Below are 23,033 nucleotides of genomic sequence, written 5' to 3'. Positions count from 1 at the left end.
TGGCGGCACGCACCCCGATTCTTCCTGGCCGGGCGCCCGGTTGCGAACCCGGTGATGATCGGGGTGTCTCATACCCAATCACCGCAAAGTGGACAAAACTCTGGCGTATGGGCGACGCATGGGTGCCGAATCAGCGCTGCAGCAGTGCGAACGACGCCCCCTGATTGTCGGTGACGACAGCCACCAATCCGTACGACGTCTCGAAGGGTGGCGCCTGCACCCGGCCGCCGAGCCTCTGTACGGCCCCCACGGCGCCGTCGAGGTCGGCGACCCGGAAGTGGGCGAGGAAGTGCGGGGGCATCTCGGCCGGGAAGACGTCGGTGACGTCGGCCCGGCCGAAGTCGGGCCGGGCACCCTCGCCGAACAGGGCTTCGTGGAAGAGACCGCCGTAGAAGGTGTTGGCGGTGGCTGTGTCCCGGGCGTACAGCTGGGCCCAGACGAAGGTGCCGGGTTCGTGCCGGCGCCCGAAGCCGCGGTGGCTGCCGGCCTGCCACAGCCCGAACACCGCACCCTCCGGGTCGGTGGCGAGGGCGGCGACCCCGAGGTCGCCCACCGGGAACGGGGCCATGACCACCCGGCCGCCGGCCGCGGTGATCCGCCGGCCGAGGGCCTCGGCGTCCGGGGTGGCGAAGGAGACCGTCCAGACGGTCGGCATACGGCCATCCATCTTGGGTGCCAGCGAGGCGACGTGTGCCCCGCCCAGCAGGGCCCACACCGAGGAGCCGTACGCGTCCTCGAAGGACCACCCGAAGAGCTCACCGTAGAACCGTTTGCCCGCCTCGACGTCGGCCAGCTGGGCGTCCACCCAGCAGGGCACACCTTCGCCGTACACCTCCTCCCCCTCTACGACCACTTCCCCCTCGACCACCTCGTCAGCCCCTATCGCCTCTTCTGCCGCTTCCGCGTCTTCAGCGTCTTCCGCGTATTCGTTCGCGGATGCCCTGTTTTCGGCCATGCCGCCAAAGTAACCGCGCCACGCGCACCGCGCAGACCAGGCACACCACCCTCAGAGCACCCGTGCACCCCATTTGCACTCGGCCGAATCGCGCTCCGATCACCCCTCGGTAAGCTGACGGCATGACAGGACAAGTGCGTACCGTCGACGGCCGCGTGGCCGGCCGGCGTGGGCAGGCGACCCGGCAGAAGCTGCTCGACTGCCTCAGCGAGATGCTCAGCTCCTCCCCCTACCGGGACGTCAAGGTCATCGATGTCGCCCGGAAGGCGGGAACTTCACCCGCGACCTTCTACCAGTACTTCCCAGATGTCGAAGGCGCCGTCCTGGAGGTCGCCGAGCAAATGGCGACCGAGGGCGCCGGATTGACCGAACTGCTCGAAGGCAGATCCTGGGCCGGGAAATCGGGATGGCAGACCGCCCAGGAACTGGTCGACGGCTTCCTGGAGTTCTGGCGCAAGAACGACGCGATCCTCAGAGTCGTCGACCTCGGCGCGGCCGAGGGAGACAAACGCTTCTACAAGCTCCGTATGAAGATCCTGAACTCGGTGAACAACTCCCTGGCAGACGCCATCGCCCAATTGCAGGCCAAGGGCAGGGTGGACAAGGACGTGAACCCGGCGGCGGTGGCCGGCTCGCTGGTCGCGATGCTCGCGGCGGTGGCGGCGCACCAGAAGGGCTTCCAGTCCTGGGGTGTGAAACAGGCCGAACTGAAGCCGAACCTGGCGCTGTTGGTACACCTGGGCGTGACCGGAAAGAAGCCGACCAAGTAACAGACGCTCCTTTCCGGGCGCTCCATTCCCCAAGTCCTGTCTGGCAGGCGGTGGTTCATCCGCGGCAGCGGTAGAGCCACCGCCTGCGCTGCTATGCGCTGTCACACGCCGCCACGCGCTGTCATGCGGGCAGCGGCCGGTCCCGTACGACGTGCTTCATCACCAGCGTCGAGGTCAGCCGCTGCACTCCGGGCAGGGTCGCGAGCCGCTCGTCGTACAGCCGCTGGAAGGCCGCGAGGTCGGCGGTGGCGATCCGGAGCAGATAGTCGGGCTCGCCGAACAGCCGCTGGGCGTCGAGGACGTACTCCAGCTCGCCGACGGCCCGCTCGAACTCGGCGACCGTGTCCCGGTCCTCCTGCCGCATGGACACGAAGACCAGCGCCTCGAAGTTCAGCCCGAGCGCGGCCGCGTCCACGACCGCCCGGTATCCCTGGATGGCCCCGGAGCGCTCCAGCTCACGCAGCCGCCGATGGCAGGGCGAGACGCTGAGCCGCACGCGAGCGGCCAGCTCGGTCACGGTCAGCCGCCCGTCCTGCTGCAGCTCGGCAAGGATTTTTCTGTCGACGTCATCCATAGGGTAGATCTTCCCCCAGATGGCCCGGTTGTGGGCAAACTTCGGGAACACTTTCGGGCCATTCCCGCCTAATGTCCCCAGCATGGACTCGGGACTGCTCTTTTCCTTCCTCGCCGTGGACCTGCTGCTGGTGTGCGTGCCGGGCGCCGACTGGGCGTACGTCATCGCGACCGCCCTGCGCGGCCGCTCGGTGCCCCGTGCGGTGGCCGGCCTGGTCTCCGGCTACGCCCTGCACACGGCCCTCGCGACAGCGGGCCTGGCGGTCCTGGTCGCAGGCTCCCCGAGACTGCTGACGGCCCTGACGGCGGTGGGCGCGGGATATCTCCTCTGGCTCGGCTGGGGCGTCCTGCGCCGCCCGGCGGTGCCGGGTGCGGACGACACCCCCACGGCCGGTGAGGGACGGCTGTTTCTCCGCGGTGCCACGATCAGCGGCCTGAACCCCAAGGGCCTGCTGCTCTACCTCTCCGTCCTCCCCCAGTTCCTCACCCTCAAGGGCACCCACCTGCCCATATCCGCCCAGACGGCAACCCTGGGCCTGCTCCACATGGCGTGCTGCGCGGCGGTGTACCTCAGCGTCGGGGCACTGGCCCGCGTCCTGCTGGCGGCCCGCCCGGCGGCGGCCCGCGCCGTCACCCGCACCTCGGGCGCGGCGATGCTCGGAATCGGTGCGTTCCTGTTGCTGGAGCGGCTGGCGACGTTGTGACCGCGCGGGCGATCCTTTCCCGGTCCGCGCACGTATCACCAGGTGAGCCATGAAAGGAGAGCCCGTCATGACGATCCTGAAGCGTGCCGCGCTCGCCGTCGCCTCCGCCGCGCTGGTGGCCGCCACCGGCGGCATCGCCGCAGCCCCCGCCTTCGCGAGCGGCGGCCAACCGAACCAGTCCTGCGAGGACCAGCCCTCCCGCCCCGGACAGGCCGAGTCCGCGCCCGGCTCCGCCTTCGACCCCGCCGGCACGGCCGGCACCCACTACGCGGGCCAACAGCCCCAGAACTCCACCAATGCCCACTCGGTCTCGCAGTACGACGTGGCCTGCGCCCAGGTCTCGTCGCACTGACCGCGGACTGACCGCGGACTGGCAGGGAGAACCTGAGTGGCGTACGGCGGCCGGAGGGCGAGCCACACCTTCCGGGCCGCCGCCCGCTCCTCCCCCCAGCCGGCGCGCTCGACCCTTCCTCCCCCGTCGCATCCGGATATGCCGGAGGCTCCCCCTGGCCGGCGGTGGCGTGGTTTTCGGGACGGCCGGTGTGGGAGGCGTTCGCGGGCGCGCGGGAGAAGGACACACCCCAGGTTCGGGACCGCGTACGCCCTTGACCGTGGCCGGAGTTCGAGGAGTTGCTGATCTCCCGCCTCGACGTCTGCGCGCCGAGGCGTCCCACGGCCCGGGAGATCGCCGCATGGTGACTTCGTCCGTGGCCCTGCGCGAACCGCGCGAGGACGACGTGACAGCGCTTCGGCGCATCCTCACCGTCACCGCCTGCCGCTACACCGACATGCGTGACCACGACGCGACGGAGGACGAGGCGCACAAGACGCTGACGAAGCTTCTCGGGTACGAGCAGGAAATTCCACGCAGCCGCTGGGATTTCGCGATCGCGGCCGGGGAAAGGACCGGGATCACCTCCCTGCGCGGCGCCAGATCGGGAGCACCGCACGGGGAGGTATTCCCGCCCAGCGGCCGACGTGCTGCCGCCCCGTCCGACAGGCCTAGCCCCCCACGCGCGTCAGCCGGAAGAGGCGGATCTCCCGGTTCACCCGCGCCTGGTACGTGGCGTACGGCGGCCAGAATGCCAGGAGTGCCGTCCAGGTGGCGGACCGTTCCTGGCCCTCCAGCAGTTGGGCCGTGACGGGGATGTCCCGGCCCTTCCAGCTGATCGAGGCGTCGGGATGGGCGAGGAGGTTGTGTGTCCAGGCCGGATGGGCCGCGCGGCCGAAGTTGGAGCCGACCAGGATCCAGCTCTTGCCGTCCTCCTCCGGCATGCAGGCCAGCGGGGTGCGGCGGGGCAGGCCGCTGCGGGCGCCGGTGGAGGTGAGGATCACGCCGGGGAGCATCTGGGCGCTGAGGAGGAAGCGGCCCCGGGTGAGCCGGTGCACGGTCCGGTCGAGCACCGGGATCACATGCGGGGCGACCTTCGCGAAGGCGCGGGTGGACGACATCCGCTGCACGAGGCGGACACCGGGGCCGGCCATCAGACGGCCACCGCGCCGCCCGCGAAGAGACCGGCAGCCTCGGCGGCCCGGTCCCGCAGCCGGTGCACCGGCCCGAACAGCAACTCGTCCCCGGCCGCCCGCTTGAAGTACAGATGCGCGTCGTGCTCCCAGGTGAACCCGATCCCACCGTGCAGCTGAATCCCCTCGGCAGCGGCCCCCCGCAAGGCCTCCAGCCCCTGAGCAAGAGCCAGCCCACCGGCCCCTCGCGCCTCCAGCCCCGGGGAGAACGGCTCGGACGCCGACGGCGAAGCCGAGGCGGAACCGGCCCCCACCCCGGAGGCCCAGGCCGCGTAGTACGCCGCCGACCGCGCCGCCTGCACCCCCACGTACACGTCGGCCAGCCGATGCTTCACCGCCTGGAAGGAGCCGACGGGCCGCCCGAACTGCTCGCGCTGCCCGACGTACTCCACCGTCCGCTCCAGCACCCGCTCGGCCGACCCGACGGCCTCACAGGCGAGCACGGCGGCGACCGACTCCCCGAGGGCGGCCAGCGCCGACGACACGGCCTCGCCCTCCGCCTCCTCCTCACCGAGCAACTCGGCCCGGACATCCCGGAGTTGGACCCGACCCTGCGGCCGGGTGGCGTCGAGCGCGGTCTGCCGGGTCCGTACGACACCGGGCGCGTCCCCCGCCACCAGGAACAGCCGGGTCCGGGACCGGGCGAAGCCACCGGTGTGCGCGGCGACGAGCAGCAGCCCCGCGCTGTGCCCGTCCAGCACCTGGTCGACCTGCCCGTACAGCCGCCAGTCACCGTCGGCACGCCGGGCCTGGACCCCGCCGGCACGCCCGCCGCCCGCCGCGAACCCGGCATTTGAGCAGGTCAGAGCCAAGGCCGTAGCGAGGTTCGGACCGGGGACGGCAAGCGCGGCGGTGCGGGCGCCGGCGGCCAGCCCGGGCAGCACTTCGGCGCGCTGCGCCCGTGTCCCGAGGGCGAGGATCAGCGGGGCCGTGAGGACGGACGTGGCGAGCAGGGGGGAAGGGGCGAGGGACCGGCCGGTCTCCTCGCAGGCCAGGGCGAGTTCGGTGACCGAGCAGCCGACACCGCCGTACCGCTCGGGCAGGGCGAGCCCCGGCAGGCCGAGCTGGTCGGTGAGGGCGGTCCACAGGAGGGGGTCGTGCCCGGCCGGGCTGCCGACGGCGGTCCGCAGCTCCACCGGGCCGCATCGCTTGTGCAGCAGCTCGCGCAGGGTGCGGCGGATCTCGTCCTGCTCGGCGGTCAGGCACGTGTCCATGGCTCTTCCCTCCAGATCTGACGATCCGTCATATTAGGAGGGCCTGAACGATATGCCCAGGGGCAGGAGGCCTCTCATGACGCGCGTGAGCCGGAAAGTCGCCGTGGTCGGCGTGGCCCTCTCCGACTGCGGACGCGTCGACGACGCCACCGCCTACACCCTGCACGCGCAGGCGGCCCGCCGCGCCCTCGCGGACGCCGGTCTCGACCGCGCACTGGTCGACGGCTTCGCCTCGGCGGGGCTCGGCACGCTGGCCCCGGTGGAGGTGGCCGAGTATCTGGGCCTGCGCCCCGCCTGGGTGGACTCCACCTCTGTCGGCGGCTCGACCTGGGAGGTCATGGCGGCGCACGCGGCGGACGCGATCGCGGCGGGGCATGCCCACGCCGTCCTCCTCGTCTACGGCTCCACCGCCCGCGCGGACATCAAGGCGGGCAGGAGGACCGGCGACCTGTCCTTCGGCGCCCGCGGGCCCCTCCAGTTCGAGGTCCCCTACGGCCACACCCTGATCGCCAAGTACGCGATGGCCGCCCGCCGGCACATGATCGAGCACGGTACGACCATCGAGCAGCTGGCGGAGGTGGCGGTCCAGGCCAGGACCAACGCGGCACTGAACCCGGAGGCGATGTTCCGCGACCCGGTCACGGTCGACGACGTCCTCGCCGGCCCGGTGATCGCCGACCCCTTCACCAAGCTGCACTGCTGCCTGCGCTCGGACGGCGGCGCGGCGGTCCTGCTGGCGGCCGAGGAGTACGTACGGGACTGCCGTACGGCCCCGGTCTGGATCCTCGGCACCGGCGAGCATGTCTCACATGCGGCGATGTCCGAGTGGCCGGACTTCACCGTGTCCCCGGCGGCGGTAAGCGGCCGCCTCGCCTTCGAAAGGGCAGGCGTACGCCCGGCCGAGATCGACTTCGCCGAGATCTACGACGCCTTCACCTATATGACCCTGGTGACCCTGGAGGACCTGGGTTTCTGCGGGAAGGGCGAGGGCGGGGCGTTCGTGGAGAAGGGCCGGCTGCTGGTGCGGGGTGGGGACCTGCCGGTGAACACGGACGGGGGTGGGCTGTCGGCCCAACACCCGGGAATGCGGGGGCTGTTCCTGCTGGTCGAGGCGGTGCGGCAGCTGCGCGGGGAGGCCGGGGAACGGCAGGTGCGGCGGCGGGACGGAGACGTGCCACGGCTGGCCGTGGCGTCCGGGACGGGAGGCTGGTTCTGTTCGTCCGGGACGGTGGTGCTCGGCCGGAACTGATCGGCCGGGGAGCCGTACGGGAAGACGGCTCGTACCGGCCGGTGTTGTCACCGGCCACGGACGAGCCGCCGGAGGAGACCGACATGGCGTTGACCCGCGAAGAGCGAGAGGCGTTCCTGGCCGAGCCGCACATCGCCGCGCTGGCGGTGGACGCGGGTCCGGGGCGCGCGCCGCTGGCCGTGCCCATCTGGTACTGGTACGAGCCCGGCGGCGACGTGTGGATCATGACCGGGCGGGAGTCCCGCAAGTACGCCCTGATCAGCGCGGCGGGCCGGTTCACGCTGATGGTCGAGCGGGTGGAGCCGACGGTCAGGTACGTGTCGGTGGAGGGACCGGTGGTGAACACGGCTCCGGCGACGCTCGAAGGGCTGCGGGAGATCTCGGCGCGCTATCTGCCGGCCGAGAAGGTGGACGGCTACGTCGACTTCGCCTGGAAGAACCACGGGGAGCAGGTGGTGGTCCATATGCGTCCCGAGAGGTGGGTCTCGTCGGATCTCGGCCAGGTGTGAGCACGCGAGGCCGGGTCTGAGCATAGGAGGCCAGGTGTACGTGCGTGCGAGGCCGGATGTGAGCCTGCGGGGCGGATGTGACCATGGGGGCATGGGAACTGATCTCCCGGCGCTGCTGAGGTCGCTGCGGGTGTGGGACGCGGCGACGACGACGCTGCCCGTCTTCGCCCCGGACACCGCCCCGTCGACCCCGCTGGCCCTGTTCACCAGCTGGTTCGCGGACGCGGTGGCGGCCGGGCAGCCGGAGCCGCACACGATGTCGCTGGCCACGGTGGACGAGGAGGGGAAGCCGGACGTACGGATCGTGATGCTGCACGGCGCCGACGCGGACGGCTGGTCCTTCGCCACGCACGCCACGAGCCGCAAGGGCCGGGCCCTCGCCGCCCACCCGCACGCGGCCCTGGCCTTCTACTGGCCGGCGCTGGGCCGCCAGGTACGGATGCGCGGACCGGTGACATCCGCGCCCTGTGAGGAGAGCCAGGCGGATCTGCGCGCCCGCTCCACCGGAGCCCTGGCCGCCGCGCTCACCGGCCGGCAGAGCGAGGAGCTGTCCTCGCTGGACGAGCTGCGGCAGGCGTCGGAGACGGCCTGGGACCGGGCCCGCGAGAACCCGGCCGAACCGTCCCCGACCTGGACCCTGTACCGGCTGCACCCGCAGACGGTGGAGTTCTTCCAGGGCGACCCGGACCGGCGGCACGTACGCCTGGAGTACCGCAGCACGGAGTTCGGCTGGAGCCGGGGGCTGCTCTGGCCGTGAGCCGAGCCACGCCCTCGGTCACTCGAAGACGTGGCGGTTCCGTCGTACGGAATCGGCGAGACCCAGGGGCGCGCGGCCGGTGAGGTCCACCATGTTGAGTCCGAGCGTCGTCCGGGCGGGTCCGGTTCCGGTCCGTGGCACGTGGTCCGCGGATCGCGGTATGCCGCCCCCGTGGCCGCACCGGCGGCATGAAGACACTCCAGGAGAGCCCCGCCGGCCTTCCCCCGCTCGCGCCGGTCACCGGAATCATCGCCGCTCCCCGAAGCGCCACACCGTGAAGTCCGCCACCGGCCGGTAGCCGATCCGCTGGTACAGGCCGTTGCTGGTCGGGTTGGCGAGGTCCGTGAAGAGGACCACCTCCGAGGCGCCCCGCTCGCGCGCGGCCCGGCTCGCCTCAGCCGTGGCCGCGCCCGCATAGCCGCGGCCGCGCAGCTCGGCCGGGGTGTAGACGGGAGCGATCCGGGCCTGGCCGGCGACCACCGGGGTGGCCGCTGCCATGGAGACGGGCGTGCCGTCGGCCTCCTCCCAGAGGGTCACGCCGCCGTGTGCGAGGCGGACGTCGGCCCACTCGGCCGGGTCGAGCCCGACGTCGAGTCCGGCTCCTTCGTTGAATTCGAGATACCAGCGCTCCAGCAGCTCGCGGTCCGCGGGGCCCGCGCTCCGCGCCCGGCCCCGCGGCGCAGGTTCAGGGGAGGTCAACTCACCCAGCCGGTACAGCCGTTGCCGCTGGTGGACCGTACCCGCCGTACCGGTGAGCCGCTGCCAGGCCGTCGCGAAGGCCTCCGCCGTCTCCCGCGGGCCGGAGACCCCGGGCGTCGGGCGGCCCAGCTCCGTGAGCCGGACGGCCAGGGCCTCGGCCTCCGGCGGGGCGAGCGGGCCGACGTGGACGGGGAACGGCGGCGTGTGGAGCAGGGCCGCGCGGACCGTGCCGTCGTCCAGGACACCGAAGAGCGGGGCCTCGGCGCCGTAGAGGTGAAGTCCACGGCGGCGCAGCGTGTCCGTCACCGTCAACGTCACCGTGTGCAGGGCCGGTTGGGAGTGCAGGAAGGCGCCCGCGTGGGAGAGGAACTCGTCGAGGTCTTCGGTGAGGTGCCAGTTCTCTGGGCGCATTCGCCCATGATCGGGCTCAACCGCCGGGCTCGAACACCGGTTTTCCGTCCCGGAACGTCACCCGCAGGGCCATCCCGGCCGCCAGGGATCCCTCCGCGCAGTTCACGACCTCCGTCATCATCCGCGGCCCCTCCGCCAGATCGACCACCGCGGCCACGTAGGGTGTACGGTCCCCGAAGGGCGGCAGATCGTTGCGGTGGACGGTGGACCAGGTGTAGAGCGCGGCCCGGCCGCTCGCCTCCTCCCAGGCCACCTGCTCGCTCCAGCAGTGCGGGCAGAACTCGCGGGGGTAGTGGTGGGCCCGGCCGCAGGCCCCGCAGCGGCGGATCAGCAGCAGGCCCCGCGCGGCAGCCTCCCAGTAGGGACGCGTGAAGGCGTCGGGCTCGGGGACGTCGTACCGTACCGCCCCCATCAGAACCACCCCAGCCAGGCATCAAGCGACCAGGACTGCCACGCCATCCCGAAAAACCCGACCAGCGAGATCAGCGCCATCATCGAGTTCTGGCCCTGCTCCGCCCAGTCGTGGATCATCAGGACGAAGTAGATCGCGTTCAGCAGCAGGCCGCCCAGCAGCGCGATCGGGGTCAGGAAGCCGAGGATCAGACCGAGGCCGAGGGAGAGTTCGGCGTAGGCGACGATGTACGCCATCAGCCTGGGATGCGGCTTCACCATCGTCTCGAAGCCGGTCCGCACCGGCGCCCAGCGGTGTTTCTCCGCCACCCCCGCCGCCCAGGCGATGCCGCTGCCACGCTCGAACCAGGCCTTCTTGTCCTTGTGCCGCCAGCTCTCCAGCCACCACAGACCGAGGCCGATCCGCAGCACCGCCAGCCATTCCGCGCCGCCGAGCCATATGGAGTCCATGGATCTGACGGTACGTCAGATAGCCGATGAAGCCCACCTGCGGGTCCACATACGTTCGCAAGCGCAAGGTCAGGAGCCCGGCGGCCGAGAGGCAGCAAGGTGAGGCACAGGGCAGTCGAGCGCAGGACGGTCGTCATGGGCATCGGCGCCACCGCCGGTGCCGCCGCGGTCGGCGGTATCACCCTGAGCGCGCAGGCGTCGAGCGGCTCGGCGGCGCCCGAGTGGTCGCCCTCCTCGTCCCCCTCGTCCCCCTCGCTCTCCTCGCCCTCACTCGTCTTCGACCCAGACGCGTACACCGAGTTCACGACCAGCGTCACGGGCACCGACGGCAGCACGCACTCGGTGAGGTACCACTTCTGGAAGGCGATCACCTATGTCGCCGACCCCGTCGACGCGAAGTACCAGAGCCTGATCGTCAGCGTCCCGGTCGAGATCGACGGCGCCGCCGTGGACGCCTCCGAAGCGCCTTCATCACCTGGATCGGCGAGATCAGCGGCCACCGCGCGAGGAAGCAGAAGTAGCGCGCACTTTCGCCTTATCCGCGTGGGCTACGTCACTTGCAGCGCATACTTCTCCACACGCGTGATCAATCCGCAACCAATTCCGGTCTTGACCGAGACCCATCAACCGGATGGGTGATTACGCTCCGGAACATGGCCGTCTCTCGCTGTGCCTCCGTGCATCTCTCCGCCACGCCCGCCGACCGCCCGGTCTACGTCATAGGCGCCGGTCCGGGCGGTCTGGCCACCGCGTACGCGCTGCGGGCACGGGGCATACGGGCCGTGGTGCTGGAGAAAGCCGATCGCGTAGGCACCTCATGGCGCGGGCACTACGACCGCCTGCAACTGCACACCACCCGGCGGCTGTCCGCCCTGCCGGGTCTCGCATTCCCCCGGCGGTTCGGCCGTTGGGTCTCCCGGGACAACGTGGTGCGCTATCTGGAGAGGTACGCCGAACACCACGAGCTGGAGATCGTCACCGGCGTGGAGGTCTTCCGCGTCGAGCGCGCCGAGGACGGCAACGGCTGGCTGCTGCACGCCTCCGGCGGGCGCGAGCTGACCGGCAGCGCGGTGGTCGTCGCCACCGGCTACAACCACACCCCTCACGTCCCCGACTGGCCGGGCCTCGCGGACTACGGCGGGGAGTTCCTGCACGCCGGTGGCTACCGCAACGCCGAGCCGTACGCCGGCCGGGACGTCCTGGTCGTCGGGGTCGGCAACACCGGCGCCGAGATCGCCGTGGACCTGGTGGAGGGCGGGGCCGCACGGGTGCGGCTGGCCGTCCGCACCGTCCCGCACCTCGTGCGCCGCTCGACGCTCGGCTGGCCCGCGCAGTACTCGGGCGTGCTGGTACGACGGCTGCCGGTGCGGTTCGTGGACCGGCTGTGCCGGATCCAGGCGAAGGTCGCCGTGCCGGACCTGTCCGTCCAGGGCCTGCCCCGCCCGGACACCGGCCTGTACAGCAGGGTCCTGGAGGGCGCCGTCCCAGTGCAGGACGTCGGCCTGATCGACGCCGTACGCAAGGGGAAGGTGGAGGTCGTGGCCGCCGTCGAGTCCTTCGAGGGCGGGCACCCCGGAAAGGTCGTCCTCGCCGACGGCAGCCGCATCGAGCCGGACGCCGTGATCGCGGCGACGGGGTATGTACGAGCGCTGGAGGGCCTGGTCGGGCATCTCGGGATACTGGACGACCGGGGCAGGCCGGTGGCGCACGGCGGCCGTACGGCCACGGAGGCGCCCGGTCTGTACTTCACCGGTTTCACCAACCCGATCAGCGGAATGCTCCGGGAGATGGCGCTGGACGCCGGGAGGATCGCGAAGGCGGCGGCCGGGTATCTGCGCACCCACAAGTGACCGGCACCAGTCGCGGGGGCGCTCGCACCCGTCGGTAACTTTGGACGTCCGACCCGTTCCTGACATTGCGTCAGTTCAGTAATCTGACAGTGCGTCAGTTTACTTGTGCTGTCTCACAGGAGCGGGCGGACCGATGCTTGGATCAACCCACGGCACCCTCACCACCGACTCCCGCCGGGCCCGCGTGATCGCCTGCGGCGAGCAGCGGCCCGGACCCGTCGTCCATGACCAGGTCGACGACCTGGACGTCAGCGGGCGGCCGCTGTACGGGGACGTACCGGACCTGACCCGCTTCTTCCGGCCCGAGTCGGTCGCCGTGATCGGCGCCTCGGACGCGGAGGGACGGCCGAACACCGGGATCACCCGGCAACTGCTGGACTGGGCCGAGCGGGTGGGTGCGCGGGTGTACCCGGTGCATCCGACCCGCCCGTCGGTCTTCGGCATCCCCTGCGCCGCCTCCGTCGCCGACCTGCCCTCCGGACAGATCGACCTGGCCGTACTGCTGGTGGCCGACCCGCTGCCGGTGATCGAGGAACTGGCGGACGCCAAGGTGAAGTTCGCGGTCGCCTTCGCCTCCGGGTTCGCCGAGACCGGCGAGGCGGGCGCGGAGGCCCAGCGGCGGCTCGCGGAGGCCGTACGCCGCTCGGGTCTGCGCCTGCTCGGCCCGAACACCAACCTGAACGCCTTCGAGCACTTCCGGGAGGACCTGGAAGGCCCGGCGATCGCCCTGATCACCCAGTCCGGCCACCAGGGCCGCCCGGTGTTCTCGCTCCAGGAGCTGGGCATCCGGCTCTCGCACTGGGCACCCACCGGCAACGAGGCCGACCTGGAGACCGCCGACTTCCTCTCCTGGTTCGCCGAGCGGCCCGAGGTCGGCGCCATCGCCTGTTACGTGGAGGGCCTGAAGGACGGTCGCGCCTTCCTGCTGGCCGCCGACCGCGCCGCCCGGCGCAGGGTGCCGGTGGTCGCGGTGAAGGTGGGCCGCACCGAGGCCGGCGCCCGTACGGCCGCCTCGCACACCGGCAAGCTGACCGGCGCCGACGACGTGGTGGACGCGGCGATGCGCCAGTTCGGGGTGGTACGGGTCGACGGCCTCGACGAACTCCAGGACACCGCAGCCCTGCTGGCGCGGGCCCGGGCTCCCCTGGCGGACGGTGTGGCCGTCTACTCGATCTCCGGCGGCACCGGCGCCCATGCCGCCGACCTCGCCACGGCGGCCGGACTGCGGCTGCCCCGCCTGTCCGAGGCCAGGCAGGCGGAGCTGCACCAGTGGATCCCCGAGTATCTGAGCGTGGCCAACCCGGTGGACAACGGCGGCCATCCGGTGGGCGACCGGCGCGGGCGCAAGATCATTGACGCGCTGCTCGCCGACCCGTCGGTCGGGGTCCTGATCTGCCCCATCACCGGACCCTTCCCGCCTCTGAGCGACAAGCTCGTGGCGGACCTTGTCGCGGCGGCCGAGGAGACGGACAAGCTGGTGTGCGTGGTGTGGGGCTCACCGGTGGGGACGGAGCCGGCGTACCGCGAGACCCTGCTCGGCTCCTCCCGGGTGGCCACCTTCCGCACGGTGGGCAACTGCCTGACGGCGGTCCGGGCCTGGCTGGACCACCACACGTTCGTGAGCGACTACCACTCCCCCTTCGACGAGGCCCCGCGCACCCCCTCCCCCTCCTTCCGCAAGGCGGAGGCCCTGATGCGTCCCGGCCAGCAGCTCAGCGAGCACGCTGCCAAACAACTGCTCCGCGCCTACGGCATCCGGGTCCCGCGCGAACAGCTGGTGACCAGCGCGGCAGCGGCCGTACGCGCCGCCGCCCAGGTCGGATACCCGGTGGTGATGAAGGCCTCCGGCGCGCAGATCGCCCACAAGACCGAACTGGGCCTGGTGAAGATCGGGCTGACCTCCGCCAGCCAGGTCCGCGACGCCTACCGCGAGCTGACGGACATCGCCCGCTACGAGGGAGTCTCGCTGGACGGCATCCTGGTGTGCCAGATGGTCGAACAGGGCGTGGAGATGGTCGTCGGCATGACGCACGACGACCTGTTCGGCCCGACCGTGACGGTCGGCCTCGGCGGAGTCCTGGTGGAGGTCCTGCACGACGCGGCCGTCCGCGTCCCCCCGTTCGGCGAGGACCAGGCCCGCGCGATGCTCACCGAACTACGCGGCCAGGCCCTGCTGGACGGCGTCCGCGGCCGCCCACCGGCCGACCGGGACGCCCTGGTGGAGGTCGTGCTCCGGGTCCAGCGCATGGCCCTCGAACTAGGTGAGTCTGTCGCCGAGTTGGACATCAACCCGCTGATGGTCCTGCCACGGGGGCAGGGCGCGGTGGCGCTGGACGCGCTGGTGGTGTGCAGGTGAGCGGGATCGGCCATGAGGTGCGGGAACAGGTCTCGTACCTGACGCTGGACCGCCCGGACGCCCTCAACGCCCTCACCCCGGACATGCGGGACGCCCTCGTCGACCGCCTGTCGGAGGCGTCGGCGGACCCGGGCATCCGGGCAGTGGTCCTGACCGGCACGGGTCGCGGCTTCTGCGCGGGCGCGGACCTGCGCGGTGGAGCGGGCTCCGGCGAGCGGATCCCCGGCGATGTGGCACGGATGCTGCGCCTCGGCGCCCAACGCCTGATCGCGGCCGTCCTGGACTGCGAGAAGCCGGTGCTCGCCGCGGTGAACGGCACGGCGGCGGGCCTGGGCGCGCATCTGGCGTTCGCCTGCGATCTGGTCCTGGCCGCCGAGTCGGCCCGCTTCATCGAGGTGTTCGTACGGCGGGGCCTGGTACCGGACGCCGGCGGCGCCTACCTCCTCCCCCGGCTGCTGGGCCCGCACCGGGCGAAGGAGCTGATGTTCTTCGGCGACGCCCTGCCGGCGCCGGAGGCGGAACGCCTGGGCCTGGTCAACCGGGCCGTCCCGGACGGCGAGTTGCGGAAAACGGCCCACGCATGGGCAACCCGCCTGGCCTCCGGCCCCACCCGTGCCCTCGCCCTGACCAAGCACTTGCTGAACACCTCCCTGGAAACGGACCGCGCCACCGCCTTCGCGGCGGAGGCCTGGGCCCAGGAGATCAACATGACGACCGAGGACGCCCAGGAGGGCCTGGGGGCGTTCACGGAACGGCGCGGGCCGGAGTTCCGGGGCCGGTGAGGGGCACCGGTCGCCGGGCTTCCAATCTGACATACCGTCAGGTTCAATGGGAGACGTGATGGGACACGCAGGGGCGGCGGCCGCCGCCGTCCGGTATCTGAGGCCGAGGGCCGTGGAGCCTTTGCCGCGGCCGGAGTTGCGATGCGTACGGCAGGACGAGCGAGCCCCGGTCGACCCGGCCGAGTTCCGGCGGGTGCTGGGGAACTTCGCGACCGGGGTCACGGTCGTCACCGCCCCGGCCGCCGAGGGCGAACCGGGCCCCGCCGGCTTCGCCTGCCAGTCCTTCGCCTCCCTCTCCCTCGACCCGCCCCTGGTCTGCTTCATGGTCGGCCGTACGTCGGCCACCTGGCCCCGCATCGCCCGCGCGGGCGTCTTCTGCGTCAACGTCCTCGGCGCCGGCCAGGGCGAACTGTGCCGGGCCTTCGCGGTGAGCGGCGCGGACAAGTTCGCGGGCGTGCCGTACGACGCGGCGCCGGTCTCCGGCTCCCCGCGCCTGACCGGCGCTGCCGCCTGGATCGACTGCACGATCCACGCCGTACACACCGGCGGCGACCACCTCATCGTCGTGGGCCGGGTGACCGCCCTCGGCACGGAGGAGCCGGCCGATCCGCTCCTCTTCCACCGGGGGCGGTTCGCCCGGCTTGCTCCCCAGGCGTGAGGCGCCCTTCACTGCCGCGTGCGTGGCCTACGCGAACTGCTGGAGGAAGGCCTGCCAGCTGTCGCGGGAGACGGCGAGGAGGGGACCGGCGGGCCGCTTGCTGTCGCGGACGGCTCGGCCGTTGTCGGCGGTGTCGGCGACCGCTACGCAGTTGCTCTCGGCTCCTGAGTACGACGACTTTCGGAAGGGGCCTACAACCTCGGTCACCATGGGTCTTCCTTCAAGCTCCGCTGTACGCCACGGATGAGATTCGCGCTCGCGTCCGGTGCCAGTGCCGACGATCGTAGTAGGTCGTACATATTGGCGTAAGCGGTGAGGTCTTCAGGGCCTTCGAGGACCGACGCCCCTCGCTCCCCTTTCAGGCCGCCGCCGGCACGGGAACCACCGGTCGTCGCCTGATCACCAGGGACATCAGGGCCGCTGCCGCGCACAGGGTGCCGGAGGCGTACCAGACGAGGTCGTAGGAGCCGAAGACGTCGCGGGCGAGGCCGCCGAGGTAGGCGACGAGGGCCGCGCCGACCTGGTGGGAGGCGAGTACCCAGCCGAAGACGATGGCACTGTCCTCGCCGAACTGCTCCCGGCACAGGGCCAGCGTGGGCGGGACCGTGGCCACCCAGTCGAGGCCGTAGAAGACGATGAAGAAGAGCATCGGGGGGTGTACGGCGGGGCCCAGCAGCATCGGGAGGAAGAGCAGGGAGAGGCCTCGCAGGGCGTAGTACACCGCCAGCAGGCGACGGGGTTCGAAGCGGTCGGTGAACCAGCCGGAGGCGATCGTGCCGACGACGTCGAACACGCCGATGACCGCGAGCAGCGAGGCCGCCGTCGTGACGGGCATGCCGTGGTCGTGCTCGGCGGGCACGAAGTGGGTCTGGATCAGCCCGTTGGTGGAGGCGCCGCAGATCGCGAAGGTGCCGGCGAGCAGCCAGAACGTGCCGGTGCGGACGGAGGTCGAGAGGATCTTCAGCGTGCGGCGGGCGGCGCCCGTCACCGGCGGCGGCTTGGGTATGAACTCCCGCGCGCCGTACGGCTTCTGGCCGATGTCCGCCGGATGGTCCCGCAGCAGGATCCAGACGAAGGGGACCACCGCGAGGGCGGCCAGGGACACCGTCACGGCCGCCGGGCGCCAGCCGTGGTGCTCGACCATCCAGGACAGCAGCGGCAGGAAGATCAGCTGGCCGGAGGCGGACGCGGCGGTGAGGATGCCGCTCACCAGCCCGCGCCGCTCGGTGAACCAGCGGTTGGTGACCGTCGCCGCGAAGGCCAACGCCATCGAACCGGAGCCCAGGCCCACCAGCAGACCCCAGCACAGCCACAGCTGCCAGGCCGCCGTCATCCACACGGTCAGGCCCGAACCGGCCGCGATCACGATCAGCGCGACCGCGACCACCCGGCGGATGCCGAAGCGGTCCATCAGCGCGGCGGCGAAGGGTGCGGTCAGGCCGTAGAGCGCGAGGTTGATGGAGACGGCCGCGCCGATCGTGCCGCGCGACCAGCCGAACTCCTGGTGCAGGGGGTCGATGAGCAGGCCGGGCAGGGAGCGGAAGGCCGCCGCGCCGATGATCGTGACGAAGGTGACGGCGGCGACGAACCAGGCGCGGTGCACGCGGTGACGCCGGGCGGGCGGGGCGGCCTGGACGGGGGCTGCGGACGAGGCTGCGGCTGGGCTTGTCTGAGTCACGTCATCAAGCGTCCGTTTTCCAGTCCCGCGCATCGAGTGGCCCGAGGGACAGTATTCGCTAGGATCGGGCCATGAGTGTCGTAGCTGAAGGATCCGAGGACTTCCGGCCGCATCGGGTCGTCGTCCTCGCCCTCGACGGCCTGCTCCCCTTCGAACTGGGCATCCCGCACCGCATCTTCGGCCGGCCGAAGGACGAGCGGGGGCGACTGCTGTACGAGGTCGTGACCTGCTCGGTACGGCCGCCCGGCCCGGTCGAGACAGACGCCGACTTCGCCGTGCACGTCCCGCACGGCCCGGAGGCGCTGGCGGAGGCCGACACGGTGATCGTCCCGGCGTCGTACGAGCTGGGCCCGGTCTTCGAGGAGGGCCGGCTCACTGGCGAACTGGCCACCGCCCTCGCCCGGATCCGCCCCGGCACCCGGCTCGCCTCCATCTGCACCGGCGCCTACGTCCTGGCCGCCGCCGGATACCTCGACGGCCGCCCGGCGACCACGCACTGGCGGGACGCCGAGCGGTTCCAGCGCATGTTCCCGAAGATCAAGGTGGACGCGGACGTGCTGTTCATCGACGACGGCGACGTGCTCACCTCGGCCGGCGTGGCCGCCGGGCTCGACCTGTGCCTGCACATGGTGCGCCGCGACTTCGGTACGGCGGTCGCCAACGAGGTCGCCCGGCTCACGGTCGTACCCCCGCACCGCGACGGCGGCCAGGCCCAGTACATCCACCGCCCGGTCCCGGACCCGCAGCTGGCCACGACGACCGCGGCCCGCGCCTGGGCGCTGGGCCGGCTGCACGAGCCCATCCAGCTGCGGCACATGGCCGAGCAGGAGGCCATGTCGGTACGCACCTTCACCCGCCGCTTCCGCGAGGAGGTCGGGGTCAGCCCCGGCCAGTGGCTCACCCAGCAGCGCGTCGAACGCGCCCGCCATCTGCTGGAGACCACCGACCTGTCCATCGACCAGGTGGCCCGCGAGACGGGCTTCGGCACGGCCCAGTCGATGCGCCAGCACCTCCAGCAGGCGCTCGGGGTGACGCCGACGGCGTACCGGCGGACCTTCCGGGCGGGTGTAAGGAGTAAGGACATGAGGCCCGGCGGTCAGAACGTGAGCACCGCCCGCGCCACCCTGCCCGCCTCCGCGTCCGCGCGGGCCTTGGCGAAGTCCTCGACCGGGTAGACGGCCGTCACCAACTCGTCGAGCAGCAGGCGCCCTTGACGGTACAGCTCGGCGTACAGGGCGATGTCCCGCTGCGGGCGTGCGGAGCCGTAGCGGCAGCCGAGGATCGACTTGTCCAGGTAGAGGGAGGAGACCTGGAAGGACGCCTCCGCCGTGGCCGGCGGGACGCCCAGCAGGATCGCCTGGCCGTGCCGGTCGAGGAGGTCGACGGCCTGCCGGATCAGCTCCACCCGGCCGACGCACTCGAAGGCGTGGTCGGCTCCCGTGGGCAGGAGGTCCCGCACCCCCTCCGCCGAGGTCAGGAAGTCGGTGGCACCGAACTGCCGGGCCGCCTCCTCCTTGGCCGGATTGGCGTCCACGGCGACGATCCTGAGCGCGCCGGCGAGCCGGGCCCCCTGCAGCACGTTCAGTCCGATGCCGCCGGTACCGATGACGACGACGCTGTCCCCGCGGTCCACCCGGGCCCGGTTCAGCACCGCGCCCACCCCCGTGAGCACCCCGCAGCCGATCAGCGCGGCGGACTCCAGGGGGATGTCCTTCGGGATGGGTACCGCCTGCACGGCCTTCACGACCGTGTGTTCCGCGAACGCCGAGTTGGAGGCGAACTGATGGACCAGCCCCGCGCCCCGCGTGAACGGCTTCCCCGGGCGCCCGATCGCCTGCCGGCACATCGTCGGCCGGCCCCGGTCGCACTCCGGGCATGTGCCGCAGTTGGCGAGCGTGGACAGCGCGACATGGTCGCCGGGCGCGACATGGGTGACCCCCGCGCCGACCGCCTCGACGACCCCGGCCCCCTCGTGTCCCAGCACCACCGGTACCGGGAAGGGGATGGTGCCGTCCACCACGGACAGATCGCTGTGGCACAGCCCGGCCGCCGCGATCGCCACCTGCACCTCGCCGGGCCCCGGCTCGCGCACCGCCAGGTCCTCCACCACCTGGACCTGCTTGCCGTCGAACACCACACCACGCATCACACGGCCCCCTTGGGCTCTCTGGGCAGACCGAGCACGCGCTCGGCGATGATCGTGCGCTGGACCTGGTCCGAGCCGCCGTAGACGGTGTCGGCCCGAGAGAAGAGGAACAGGTGCTGGCCGGCGTCGAGTTCGTACGGCGCCGAGGGCGACCAGTCCATGGGGCCGACGGTCGCCGCCGCGCCCCGGACCTGCATCGCGAGCTCCCCCAGCCGCTGGTGCCACCCCGCCCACAGCAGCTTGGCCACGCTGGGCGCGCCGGGGTCGGCCGAGCCGCCGAGGGTGCGCAGGGCATGCCGGCGCATGGTGCGCAGCTCGGCCCACTGCCGTACGAGCCGCTCCCGTACGACGGGATCGCCCACCGCCCCCGTCTCCACGGCGACCCGCACCACACTCGCCAACTCCTCGGCGAACCCGACCTGTTGGGCAAGAGTCGACACCCCCCGCTCGAACCCGAGCAGGCCCATGGCCACGCGCCACCCCCGCCCCTCTCCCCCGACCACGTGCTCCGCGCGCGCGTACGCCCCGTCGAAGAAGACCTCGTTGAAGTCACTGGTGCCGGTCATCTGCCGGATGGGGCGGACCTCGATACGGCCGGGCTGGTCCATGGGGACGAGCAGGAAGCTGAGCCCGTGGTGGCGGCGAGAGCCTGGGTCGGTGCGGGCCAGTACGAAGCACCAGTCGGCCTCGTGGGCGAGCGAGGTCCAGATCTTCTGGCCGCTGATCCGGTATCCCTCCCCCTCCCGCACCGCCGCCGTCCGCACCCCGGCCAGGTCCGAACCGGCTCCGGGCTCGCTGTAGCCCTGGCACCACAACTCCTCACCGGCCGCGATCGGGGGCAGGAAGCGCGACTTCTGCTCATCGGTGCCATGCGCGATGAGCGTGGGGGCGAGCAGGTTCTCACCGATGTGCCCGGAACGCGGGGGCGCGGGCGAACGGGCGTACTCCTCGGCCCAGGCGACCTGCTGGGTGAGCGTGGCGGTCCGGTTGCCGTGTCCGGACTCCGGCCAGCCGAGCCCTATCCAGCCGGCCTTGCCGAGGGCGCGCTCCCAAGTGCGTCTGTCCGTCGCGGGGTTGGCGTGCGCCGCCAGCCAGGAGCGGGCTTCTGCCCGGAACGCCTCATCCTCTTCGCTGAACCCGAAGTCCACGGTGGGACCACCTCCGATTCGGTGCCCGGTGCTGTCGCTGGCCGGGGGCGGGGACACTTGTCCGCGCGTGCACTGCGAAGCCGACGGCACCGCACCCCCCAGGGGCGCGGGGAACTGCGCGATCAGCCCACCACGCAGCCGCAGCCGCAGCCGCAGCACCACAACGCGCCCTGAGCTATTGGGCGTTCGGCCGAGAACCAGCCCGCGCCGCCGATTCCATCGCCGAGAGCTGGGACAGCATCGGCATCGGATCCACCCCCACCTCGCCCGGCAGAACCTCGGCAATCCGCTCCGGCGTCCAGGCCCCCTCCCCCTGAACCGAACGGAGTTCCCGCGGCTGGGCCCACACCGCGATCTTCGGCCCGGCGACGGTGTACACCTGCCCGGTGATGCCCTGCGCGGCAGCCCGGTCGGACAGCAGGTACACCACGAGCGCCGCCACATCCTCCGGCTCGCCGATCTCCGCCAGCTCCATGGGCACGTTCGCCGACATCCGCGTACGAGCAACCGGTGCCACCGCGTTCGCGGTCACCCCGTACTTGTGCAGGCCCAGCGCGGCGCTGCGGACGAGCGAGATGATCCCGCCCTTCGCCGCACTGTAGTTGGCCTGGGACACCGATCCCTGGTGGTTGCCGCTGGTGAAACCGATCAGCGTGCCGGAGCGCTGCCCCCGCATCACCGCGGACGCCGCCCGGAAGACGGTGAACGTGCCCTTGAGGTGGGTGGCGATCACCGGATCCCACTCCTCCTCGGTCATGTTGAACAGCATCCGCTCGCGCAGGATCCCAGCCACGCACACGACCCCGTCGAGCCGGCCGTACGACGACAGGGCGACATCGACGACCCGCTGACCGCCCGCCATCGTGGAGATGTCGTCGGCCACCGCGACCGCCTCGCCGCCCGCCGCCTCGATCTCCTTGACGACGGCCTCGGCGACCTCGCTGGTGGGCGAGGCGCCGTCCATGGCGACGCCGTAGTCGTTGACGACGACCTTCGCCCCCTCGGCGGCCGCCGCCCGCGCGACCGCCCGGCCGATACCGCGTCCGGCACCGGTCACGGCGACGACCTTTCCTGCCAAGAAGTTCCCCACGCCCGGCCCCTTCCCGCGGTTTCTGACGGTCCGTTAGATTCTATGGCGCGTCGGATGCGCGGACACAAGCCCCGGGGAGGCACCGGATGGCACTGCCGGAGGAGTTCCACGAGATCGCGGGGCGCGTGAACAACTGGGGGCGCTGGGGAGCGGACGACGAGATCGGGACCCTGAATCTCATCACCGACGAGGTCGTACGCGCGGCCGCCGCCGAGGTCCGTACCGGGCGCCGGATCCCGCTGGCCCTGCCGCTCCGGCAGGACGGCATACAGACCGGTGTGATCCCCGGCCGGGTCAACCCCCTCCACGCCATGGTCCAGATCAACCAGGAGCTTTTCGGGTCGGGGACGGTGGCGTGCAGCGACGACATGGTGACCATGGGCCTGCAGGCCGGCACGCACTGGGACGCGCTCACCCATGTCTCGCACTCGGGGAAGCTCTACAACGGCCGCCCGGCGCACACGGTCACCGCGCACGGCGGCGCGGAGTTCGGCGGGATCGACAAGGCGCGGCACATCGTCTCGCGCGGGGTCCTGCTGGACGTGGCACGCGCGCGTGGCGCGGACCGGCTGGGCGGCGAGCACGCGGTCACCCCGGAGGACCTGGAGGAGGCCGAGGAGTTCGGCGGAGTCCGGGTCCGGGCCGGTGACGTCGCACTGATCCGGACCGGGCAGGTGCAGGCGTATCTGGCCGGGGACAGGCACGGGTACGGCTATCCGTCGCCGGGGCTGTCCATCCGTACACCGGAGTGGTTCCATGCGCGCGATGTCGCGGCGGTCGCGAACGACACGCTCACTTTTGAGATATTTCCACCCGAGTCGGAGAATCTCTGGCTGCCCGTACATGCCCTGGACCTGGTGGAGATGGGGATGCCGCAGGGCCAGAACTGGAATCTCGAAGAGTTGTCCACAGCCTGTGGAGAAACGGGGCGGTACGCGTTCCTGCTGTCGGCGACGCCCGAACCGTTCGTCGGCGCGACGGGCAGCCCGGTGGCCCCCGTGGCCATCCTCTGAGGGCCCCGTCGCCGTTTCCCGAGGGCCCCGCCCGGGGGCGTCGGCCGGCCGGCGGCGCGCCCTCCCCCACCGTCACGCGCACGCGC

The 23,033-nt window shown here is 71.8% G+C and carries 25 protein-coding genes; 13 read left to right on the top strand and 12 right to left on the bottom strand.

Annotated features, from left to right (window positions below; genetic code table 11):
- Positions 1-130: 130 nt before the first annotated feature.
- Positions 131-805, bottom strand: a complete 675-nt coding sequence (locus AV521_RS11785) for a VOC family protein (protein WP_076087482.1) — start codon at positions 803-805, stop codon at positions 131-133.
- Positions 806-1,077: 272 nt separating this feature from the next.
- Here AV521_RS11785 and AV521_RS11780 point away from each other — a divergent pair, with 272 nt between their 5' ends.
- Entirely contained in the window at positions 1,078-1,725 is a 648-nt protein-coding gene (locus AV521_RS11780; protein WP_076087290.1) for a TetR family transcriptional regulator, read from the top strand.
- Between the two features lie 121 nt (positions 1,726-1,846).
- On the opposite strand, the gene AV521_RS11775 is transcribed toward AV521_RS11780, so the two are convergent.
- On the bottom strand, positions 1,847-2,299 hold the full coding sequence (locus tag AV521_RS11775) for an Lrp/AsnC family transcriptional regulator (RefSeq protein ID WP_023549490.1): 453 nt from the start codon (positions 2,297-2,299) through the stop codon (positions 1,847-1,849).
- Positions 2,300-2,381: 82 nt separating this feature from the next.
- Here AV521_RS11775 and AV521_RS11770 point away from each other — a divergent pair, with 82 nt between their 5' ends.
- Both AV521_RS11770 and AV521_RS11765 read left to right on the top strand, forming a co-directional pair.
- The gene (locus tag AV521_RS11770; RefSeq protein ID WP_076087289.1) at positions 2,382-3,002 is read left to right on the top strand and encodes a LysE family translocator; all 621 of its coding nucleotides are present in this window, start codon (positions 2,382-2,384) and stop codon (positions 3,000-3,002) included.
- Between the two features lie 67 nt (positions 3,003-3,069).
- Entirely contained in the window at positions 3,070-3,354 is a 285-nt protein-coding gene (locus AV521_RS11765; protein WP_076087287.1) for a hypothetical protein, read from the top strand.
- Positions 3,355-4,004: 650 nt separating this feature from the next.
- Here AV521_RS11765 and AV521_RS11760 read toward each other — a convergent pair.
- Together AV521_RS11760 and AV521_RS11755 are read right to left on the bottom strand one after the other, a co-directional pair.
- A complete protein-coding gene (locus tag AV521_RS11760; protein WP_076087285.1) occupies positions 4,005-4,487 on the bottom strand; it encodes a nitroreductase family deazaflavin-dependent oxidoreductase in 483 nt (160 codons plus the stop codon).
- The gene (locus AV521_RS11755) at positions 4,487-5,740 is read right to left on the bottom strand and encodes an acyl-CoA dehydrogenase family protein (RefSeq protein WP_076087283.1); all 1,254 of its coding nucleotides are present in this window, start codon (positions 5,738-5,740) and stop codon (positions 4,487-4,489) included. Before AV521_RS11755 ends, AV521_RS11760 begins: the two co-directional genes overlap by 1 nt.
- 76 nt (positions 5,741-5,816) lie before the next feature.
- Here AV521_RS11755 and AV521_RS11750 point away from each other — a divergent pair, with 76 nt between their 5' ends.
- The 3 genes from AV521_RS11750 (at position 5,817) to AV521_RS11740 (ending at position 8,255) form a co-directional block, all read left to right on the top strand.
- Positions 5,817-6,989: an acetyl-CoA acetyltransferase gene (locus AV521_RS11750; RefSeq protein WP_076087281.1), complete on the top strand. Its 1,173-nt coding sequence runs from the start codon at positions 5,817-5,819 to the stop codon at positions 6,987-6,989.
- Between the two features lie 83 nt (positions 6,990-7,072).
- The gene (locus tag AV521_RS11745; protein ID WP_076087480.1) at positions 7,073-7,498 is read left to right on the top strand and encodes a pyridoxamine 5'-phosphate oxidase family protein; all 426 of its coding nucleotides are present in this window, start codon (positions 7,073-7,075) and stop codon (positions 7,496-7,498) included.
- Between the two features lie 91 nt (positions 7,499-7,589).
- Positions 7,590-8,255 (top strand): pyridoxal 5'-phosphate synthase, encoded by a 666-nt coding sequence (locus tag AV521_RS11740; RefSeq protein WP_076087279.1) that lies wholly within the window; start codon positions 7,590-7,592, stop codon positions 8,253-8,255.
- Between the two features lie 246 nt (positions 8,256-8,501).
- Here the strand turns inward: AV521_RS11740 and AV521_RS11735 are convergent, their stop codons facing one another.
- Genes AV521_RS11735 through AV521_RS11725 form a run of 3 tightly spaced genes read right to left on the bottom strand, consistent with a single transcriptional unit; the run spans position 8,502 to position 10,226 of the window.
- Entirely contained in the window at positions 8,502-9,365 is an 864-nt protein-coding gene (locus tag AV521_RS11735) for a GNAT family N-acetyltransferase (protein ID WP_076087277.1), read from the bottom strand.
- A gap of 16 nt (positions 9,366-9,381) precedes the next feature.
- Complete coding sequence (locus AV521_RS11730) at positions 9,382-9,777, bottom strand: Zn-ribbon domain-containing OB-fold protein (RefSeq protein ID WP_076087275.1); 396 nt, start codon at positions 9,775-9,777, stop codon at positions 9,382-9,384.
- On the bottom strand, positions 9,777-10,226 hold the full coding sequence (locus AV521_RS11725; RefSeq protein WP_076087273.1) for a DoxX family membrane protein: 450 nt from the start codon (positions 10,224-10,226) through the stop codon (positions 9,777-9,779). The genes AV521_RS11730 and AV521_RS11725 overlap by 1 nt, the downstream gene beginning before the upstream one ends.
- A gap of 135 nt (positions 10,227-10,361) precedes the next feature.
- Here AV521_RS11725 and AV521_RS46505 point away from each other — a divergent pair, with 135 nt between their 5' ends.
- The 5 genes from AV521_RS46505 (at position 10,362) to AV521_RS11700 (ending at position 15,872) form a co-directional block, all read left to right on the top strand.
- On the top strand, positions 10,362-10,865 hold the full coding sequence (locus AV521_RS46505; RefSeq protein WP_179023017.1) for a hypothetical protein: 504 nt from the start codon (positions 10,362-10,364) through the stop codon (positions 10,863-10,865).
- A 14-nt stretch (positions 10,866-10,879) separates the two neighbouring features.
- A complete protein-coding gene (locus AV521_RS11715; RefSeq protein ID WP_076087269.1) occupies positions 10,880-12,076 on the top strand; it encodes an NAD(P)/FAD-dependent oxidoreductase in 1,197 nt (398 codons plus the stop codon).
- Between the two features lie 133 nt (positions 12,077-12,209).
- Positions 12,210-14,432, top strand: a complete 2,223-nt coding sequence (locus AV521_RS11710) for an acetate--CoA ligase family protein (protein WP_076087267.1) — start codon at positions 12,210-12,212, stop codon at positions 14,430-14,432.
- Entirely contained in the window at positions 14,423-15,214 is a 792-nt protein-coding gene (locus tag AV521_RS11705; protein ID WP_076087265.1) for an enoyl-CoA hydratase/isomerase family protein, read from the top strand. Before AV521_RS11710 ends, AV521_RS11705 begins: the two co-directional genes overlap by 10 nt.
- Positions 15,215-15,272: 58 nt before the next feature.
- The gene (locus AV521_RS11700; protein ID WP_076087478.1) at positions 15,273-15,872 is read left to right on the top strand and encodes a flavin reductase family protein; all 600 of its coding nucleotides are present in this window, start codon (positions 15,273-15,275) and stop codon (positions 15,870-15,872) included.
- Positions 15,873-15,899: 27 nt separating this feature from the next.
- On the opposite strand, the gene AV521_RS11695 is transcribed toward AV521_RS11700, so the two are convergent.
- Together AV521_RS11695 and AV521_RS11685 are read right to left on the bottom strand one after the other, a co-directional pair.
- A complete protein-coding gene (locus tag AV521_RS11695) occupies positions 15,900-16,082 on the bottom strand; it encodes a DUF397 domain-containing protein (RefSeq protein ID WP_371917017.1) in 183 nt (60 codons plus the stop codon).
- Between the two features lie 148 nt (positions 16,083-16,230).
- Entirely contained in the window at positions 16,231-17,550 is a 1,320-nt protein-coding gene (locus AV521_RS11685; protein WP_179023015.1) for an MFS transporter, read from the bottom strand.
- Positions 17,551-17,621: 71 nt separating this feature from the next.
- Between AV521_RS11685 and AV521_RS11680 the strand changes: the two genes are divergently transcribed.
- A complete protein-coding gene (locus tag AV521_RS11680) occupies positions 17,622-18,725 on the top strand; it encodes a GlxA family transcriptional regulator (RefSeq protein WP_076087261.1) in 1,104 nt (367 codons plus the stop codon).
- On the opposite strand, the gene AV521_RS11675 is transcribed toward AV521_RS11680, so the two are convergent.
- From AV521_RS11675 to AV521_RS11665, 3 genes are all read right to left on the bottom strand, one after another.
- Positions 18,647-19,696: a Zn-dependent alcohol dehydrogenase gene (locus AV521_RS11675; protein WP_076087259.1), complete on the bottom strand. Its 1,050-nt coding sequence runs from the start codon at positions 19,694-19,696 to the stop codon at positions 18,647-18,649. The genes AV521_RS11680 and AV521_RS11675 overlap by 79 nt on opposite strands.
- The gene (locus AV521_RS11670) at positions 19,696-20,844 is read right to left on the bottom strand and encodes an acyl-CoA dehydrogenase family protein (RefSeq protein ID WP_076087258.1); all 1,149 of its coding nucleotides are present in this window, start codon (positions 20,842-20,844) and stop codon (positions 19,696-19,698) included. The genes AV521_RS11675 and AV521_RS11670 overlap by 1 nt, the downstream gene beginning before the upstream one ends.
- Positions 20,845-21,019: 175 nt before the next feature.
- On the bottom strand, positions 21,020-21,934 hold the full coding sequence (locus tag AV521_RS11665) for an SDR family NAD(P)-dependent oxidoreductase (RefSeq protein WP_076087257.1): 915 nt from the start codon (positions 21,932-21,934) through the stop codon (positions 21,020-21,022).
- Positions 21,935-22,020: 86 nt separating this feature from the next.
- On the opposite strand from AV521_RS11665, the gene AV521_RS11660 reads away from it, so the two are divergent.
- Positions 22,021-22,947: a cyclase family protein gene (locus AV521_RS11660; protein WP_076087255.1), complete on the top strand. Its 927-nt coding sequence runs from the start codon at positions 22,021-22,023 to the stop codon at positions 22,945-22,947.
- Positions 22,948-23,033: the final 86 nt, after the last annotated feature.

This window comes from Streptomyces sp. IMTB 2501 (genome assembly GCF_001953885.1).
Classification (GTDB): Bacteria; Actinomycetota; Actinomycetes; order Streptomycetales; family Streptomycetaceae; genus Streptomyces.
This window is presented reverse-complemented; position numbering and strand designations above follow the sequence as displayed.

Bases quoted from the DNA above. Each gene is read 5' to 3' on its own strand.
- AV521_RS11780 (WP_076087290.1), top strand. From the start codon at position 1,078: ATGACAGGACAAGTGCGTACCGTCGACGGCCGCGTGGCCGGCCGGCGT.
- AV521_RS11775 (WP_023549490.1), bottom strand. From the start codon at position 2,299: ATGGATGACGTCGACAGAAAAATCCTTGCCGAGCTGCAGCAGGACGGG.
- AV521_RS11770 (WP_076087289.1), top strand. From the start codon at position 2,382: ATGGACTCGGGACTGCTCTTTTCCTTCCTCGCCGTGGACCTGCTGCTG.
- AV521_RS11765 (WP_076087287.1), top strand. From the start codon at position 3,070: ATGACGATCCTGAAGCGTGCCGCGCTCGCCGTCGCCTCCGCCGCGCTG.
- AV521_RS11760 (WP_076087285.1), bottom strand. From the start codon at position 4,487: ATGGCCGGCCCCGGTGTCCGCCTCGTGCAGCGGATGTCGTCCACCCGC.
- AV521_RS11755 (WP_076087283.1), bottom strand. From the start codon at position 5,740: ATGGACACGTGCCTGACCGCCGAGCAGGACGAGATCCGCCGCACCCTG.
- AV521_RS11750 (WP_076087281.1), top strand. From the start codon at position 5,817: ATGACGCGCGTGAGCCGGAAAGTCGCCGTGGTCGGCGTGGCCCTCTCC.
- AV521_RS11745 (WP_076087480.1), top strand. From the start codon at position 7,073: ATGGCGTTGACCCGCGAAGAGCGAGAGGCGTTCCTGGCCGAGCCGCAC.
- AV521_RS11740 (WP_076087279.1), top strand. From the start codon at position 7,590: ATGGGAACTGATCTCCCGGCGCTGCTGAGGTCGCTGCGGGTGTGGGAC.
- AV521_RS11735 (WP_076087277.1), bottom strand. From the start codon at position 9,365: ATGCGCCCAGAGAACTGGCACCTCACCGAAGACCTCGACGAGTTCCTC.
- AV521_RS11730 (WP_076087275.1), bottom strand. From the start codon at position 9,777: ATGGGGGCGGTACGGTACGACGTCCCCGAGCCCGACGCCTTCACGCGT.
- AV521_RS11725 (WP_076087273.1), bottom strand. From the start codon at position 10,226: ATGGACTCCATATGGCTCGGCGGCGCGGAATGGCTGGCGGTGCTGCGG.
- AV521_RS46505 (WP_179023017.1), top strand. From the start codon at position 10,362: ATGGGCATCGGCGCCACCGCCGGTGCCGCCGCGGTCGGCGGTATCACC.
- AV521_RS11715 (WP_076087269.1), top strand. From the start codon at position 10,880: ATGGCCGTCTCTCGCTGTGCCTCCGTGCATCTCTCCGCCACGCCCGCC.
- AV521_RS11710 (WP_076087267.1), top strand. From the start codon at position 12,210: ATGCTTGGATCAACCCACGGCACCCTCACCACCGACTCCCGCCGGGCC.
- AV521_RS11700 (WP_076087478.1), top strand. From the start codon at position 15,273: ATGGGACACGCAGGGGCGGCGGCCGCCGCCGTCCGGTATCTGAGGCCG.
- AV521_RS11695 (WP_371917017.1), bottom strand. From the start codon at position 16,082: ATGGTGACCGAGGTTGTAGGCCCCTTCCGAAAGTCGTCGTACTCAGGA.
- AV521_RS11680 (WP_076087261.1), top strand. From the start codon at position 17,622: ATGAGTGTCGTAGCTGAAGGATCCGAGGACTTCCGGCCGCATCGGGTC.
- AV521_RS11675 (WP_076087259.1), bottom strand. From the start codon at position 19,696: ATGCGTGGTGTGGTGTTCGACGGCAAGCAGGTCCAGGTGGTGGAGGAC.
- AV521_RS11660 (WP_076087255.1), top strand. From the start codon at position 22,021: ATGGCACTGCCGGAGGAGTTCCACGAGATCGCGGGGCGCGTGAACAAC.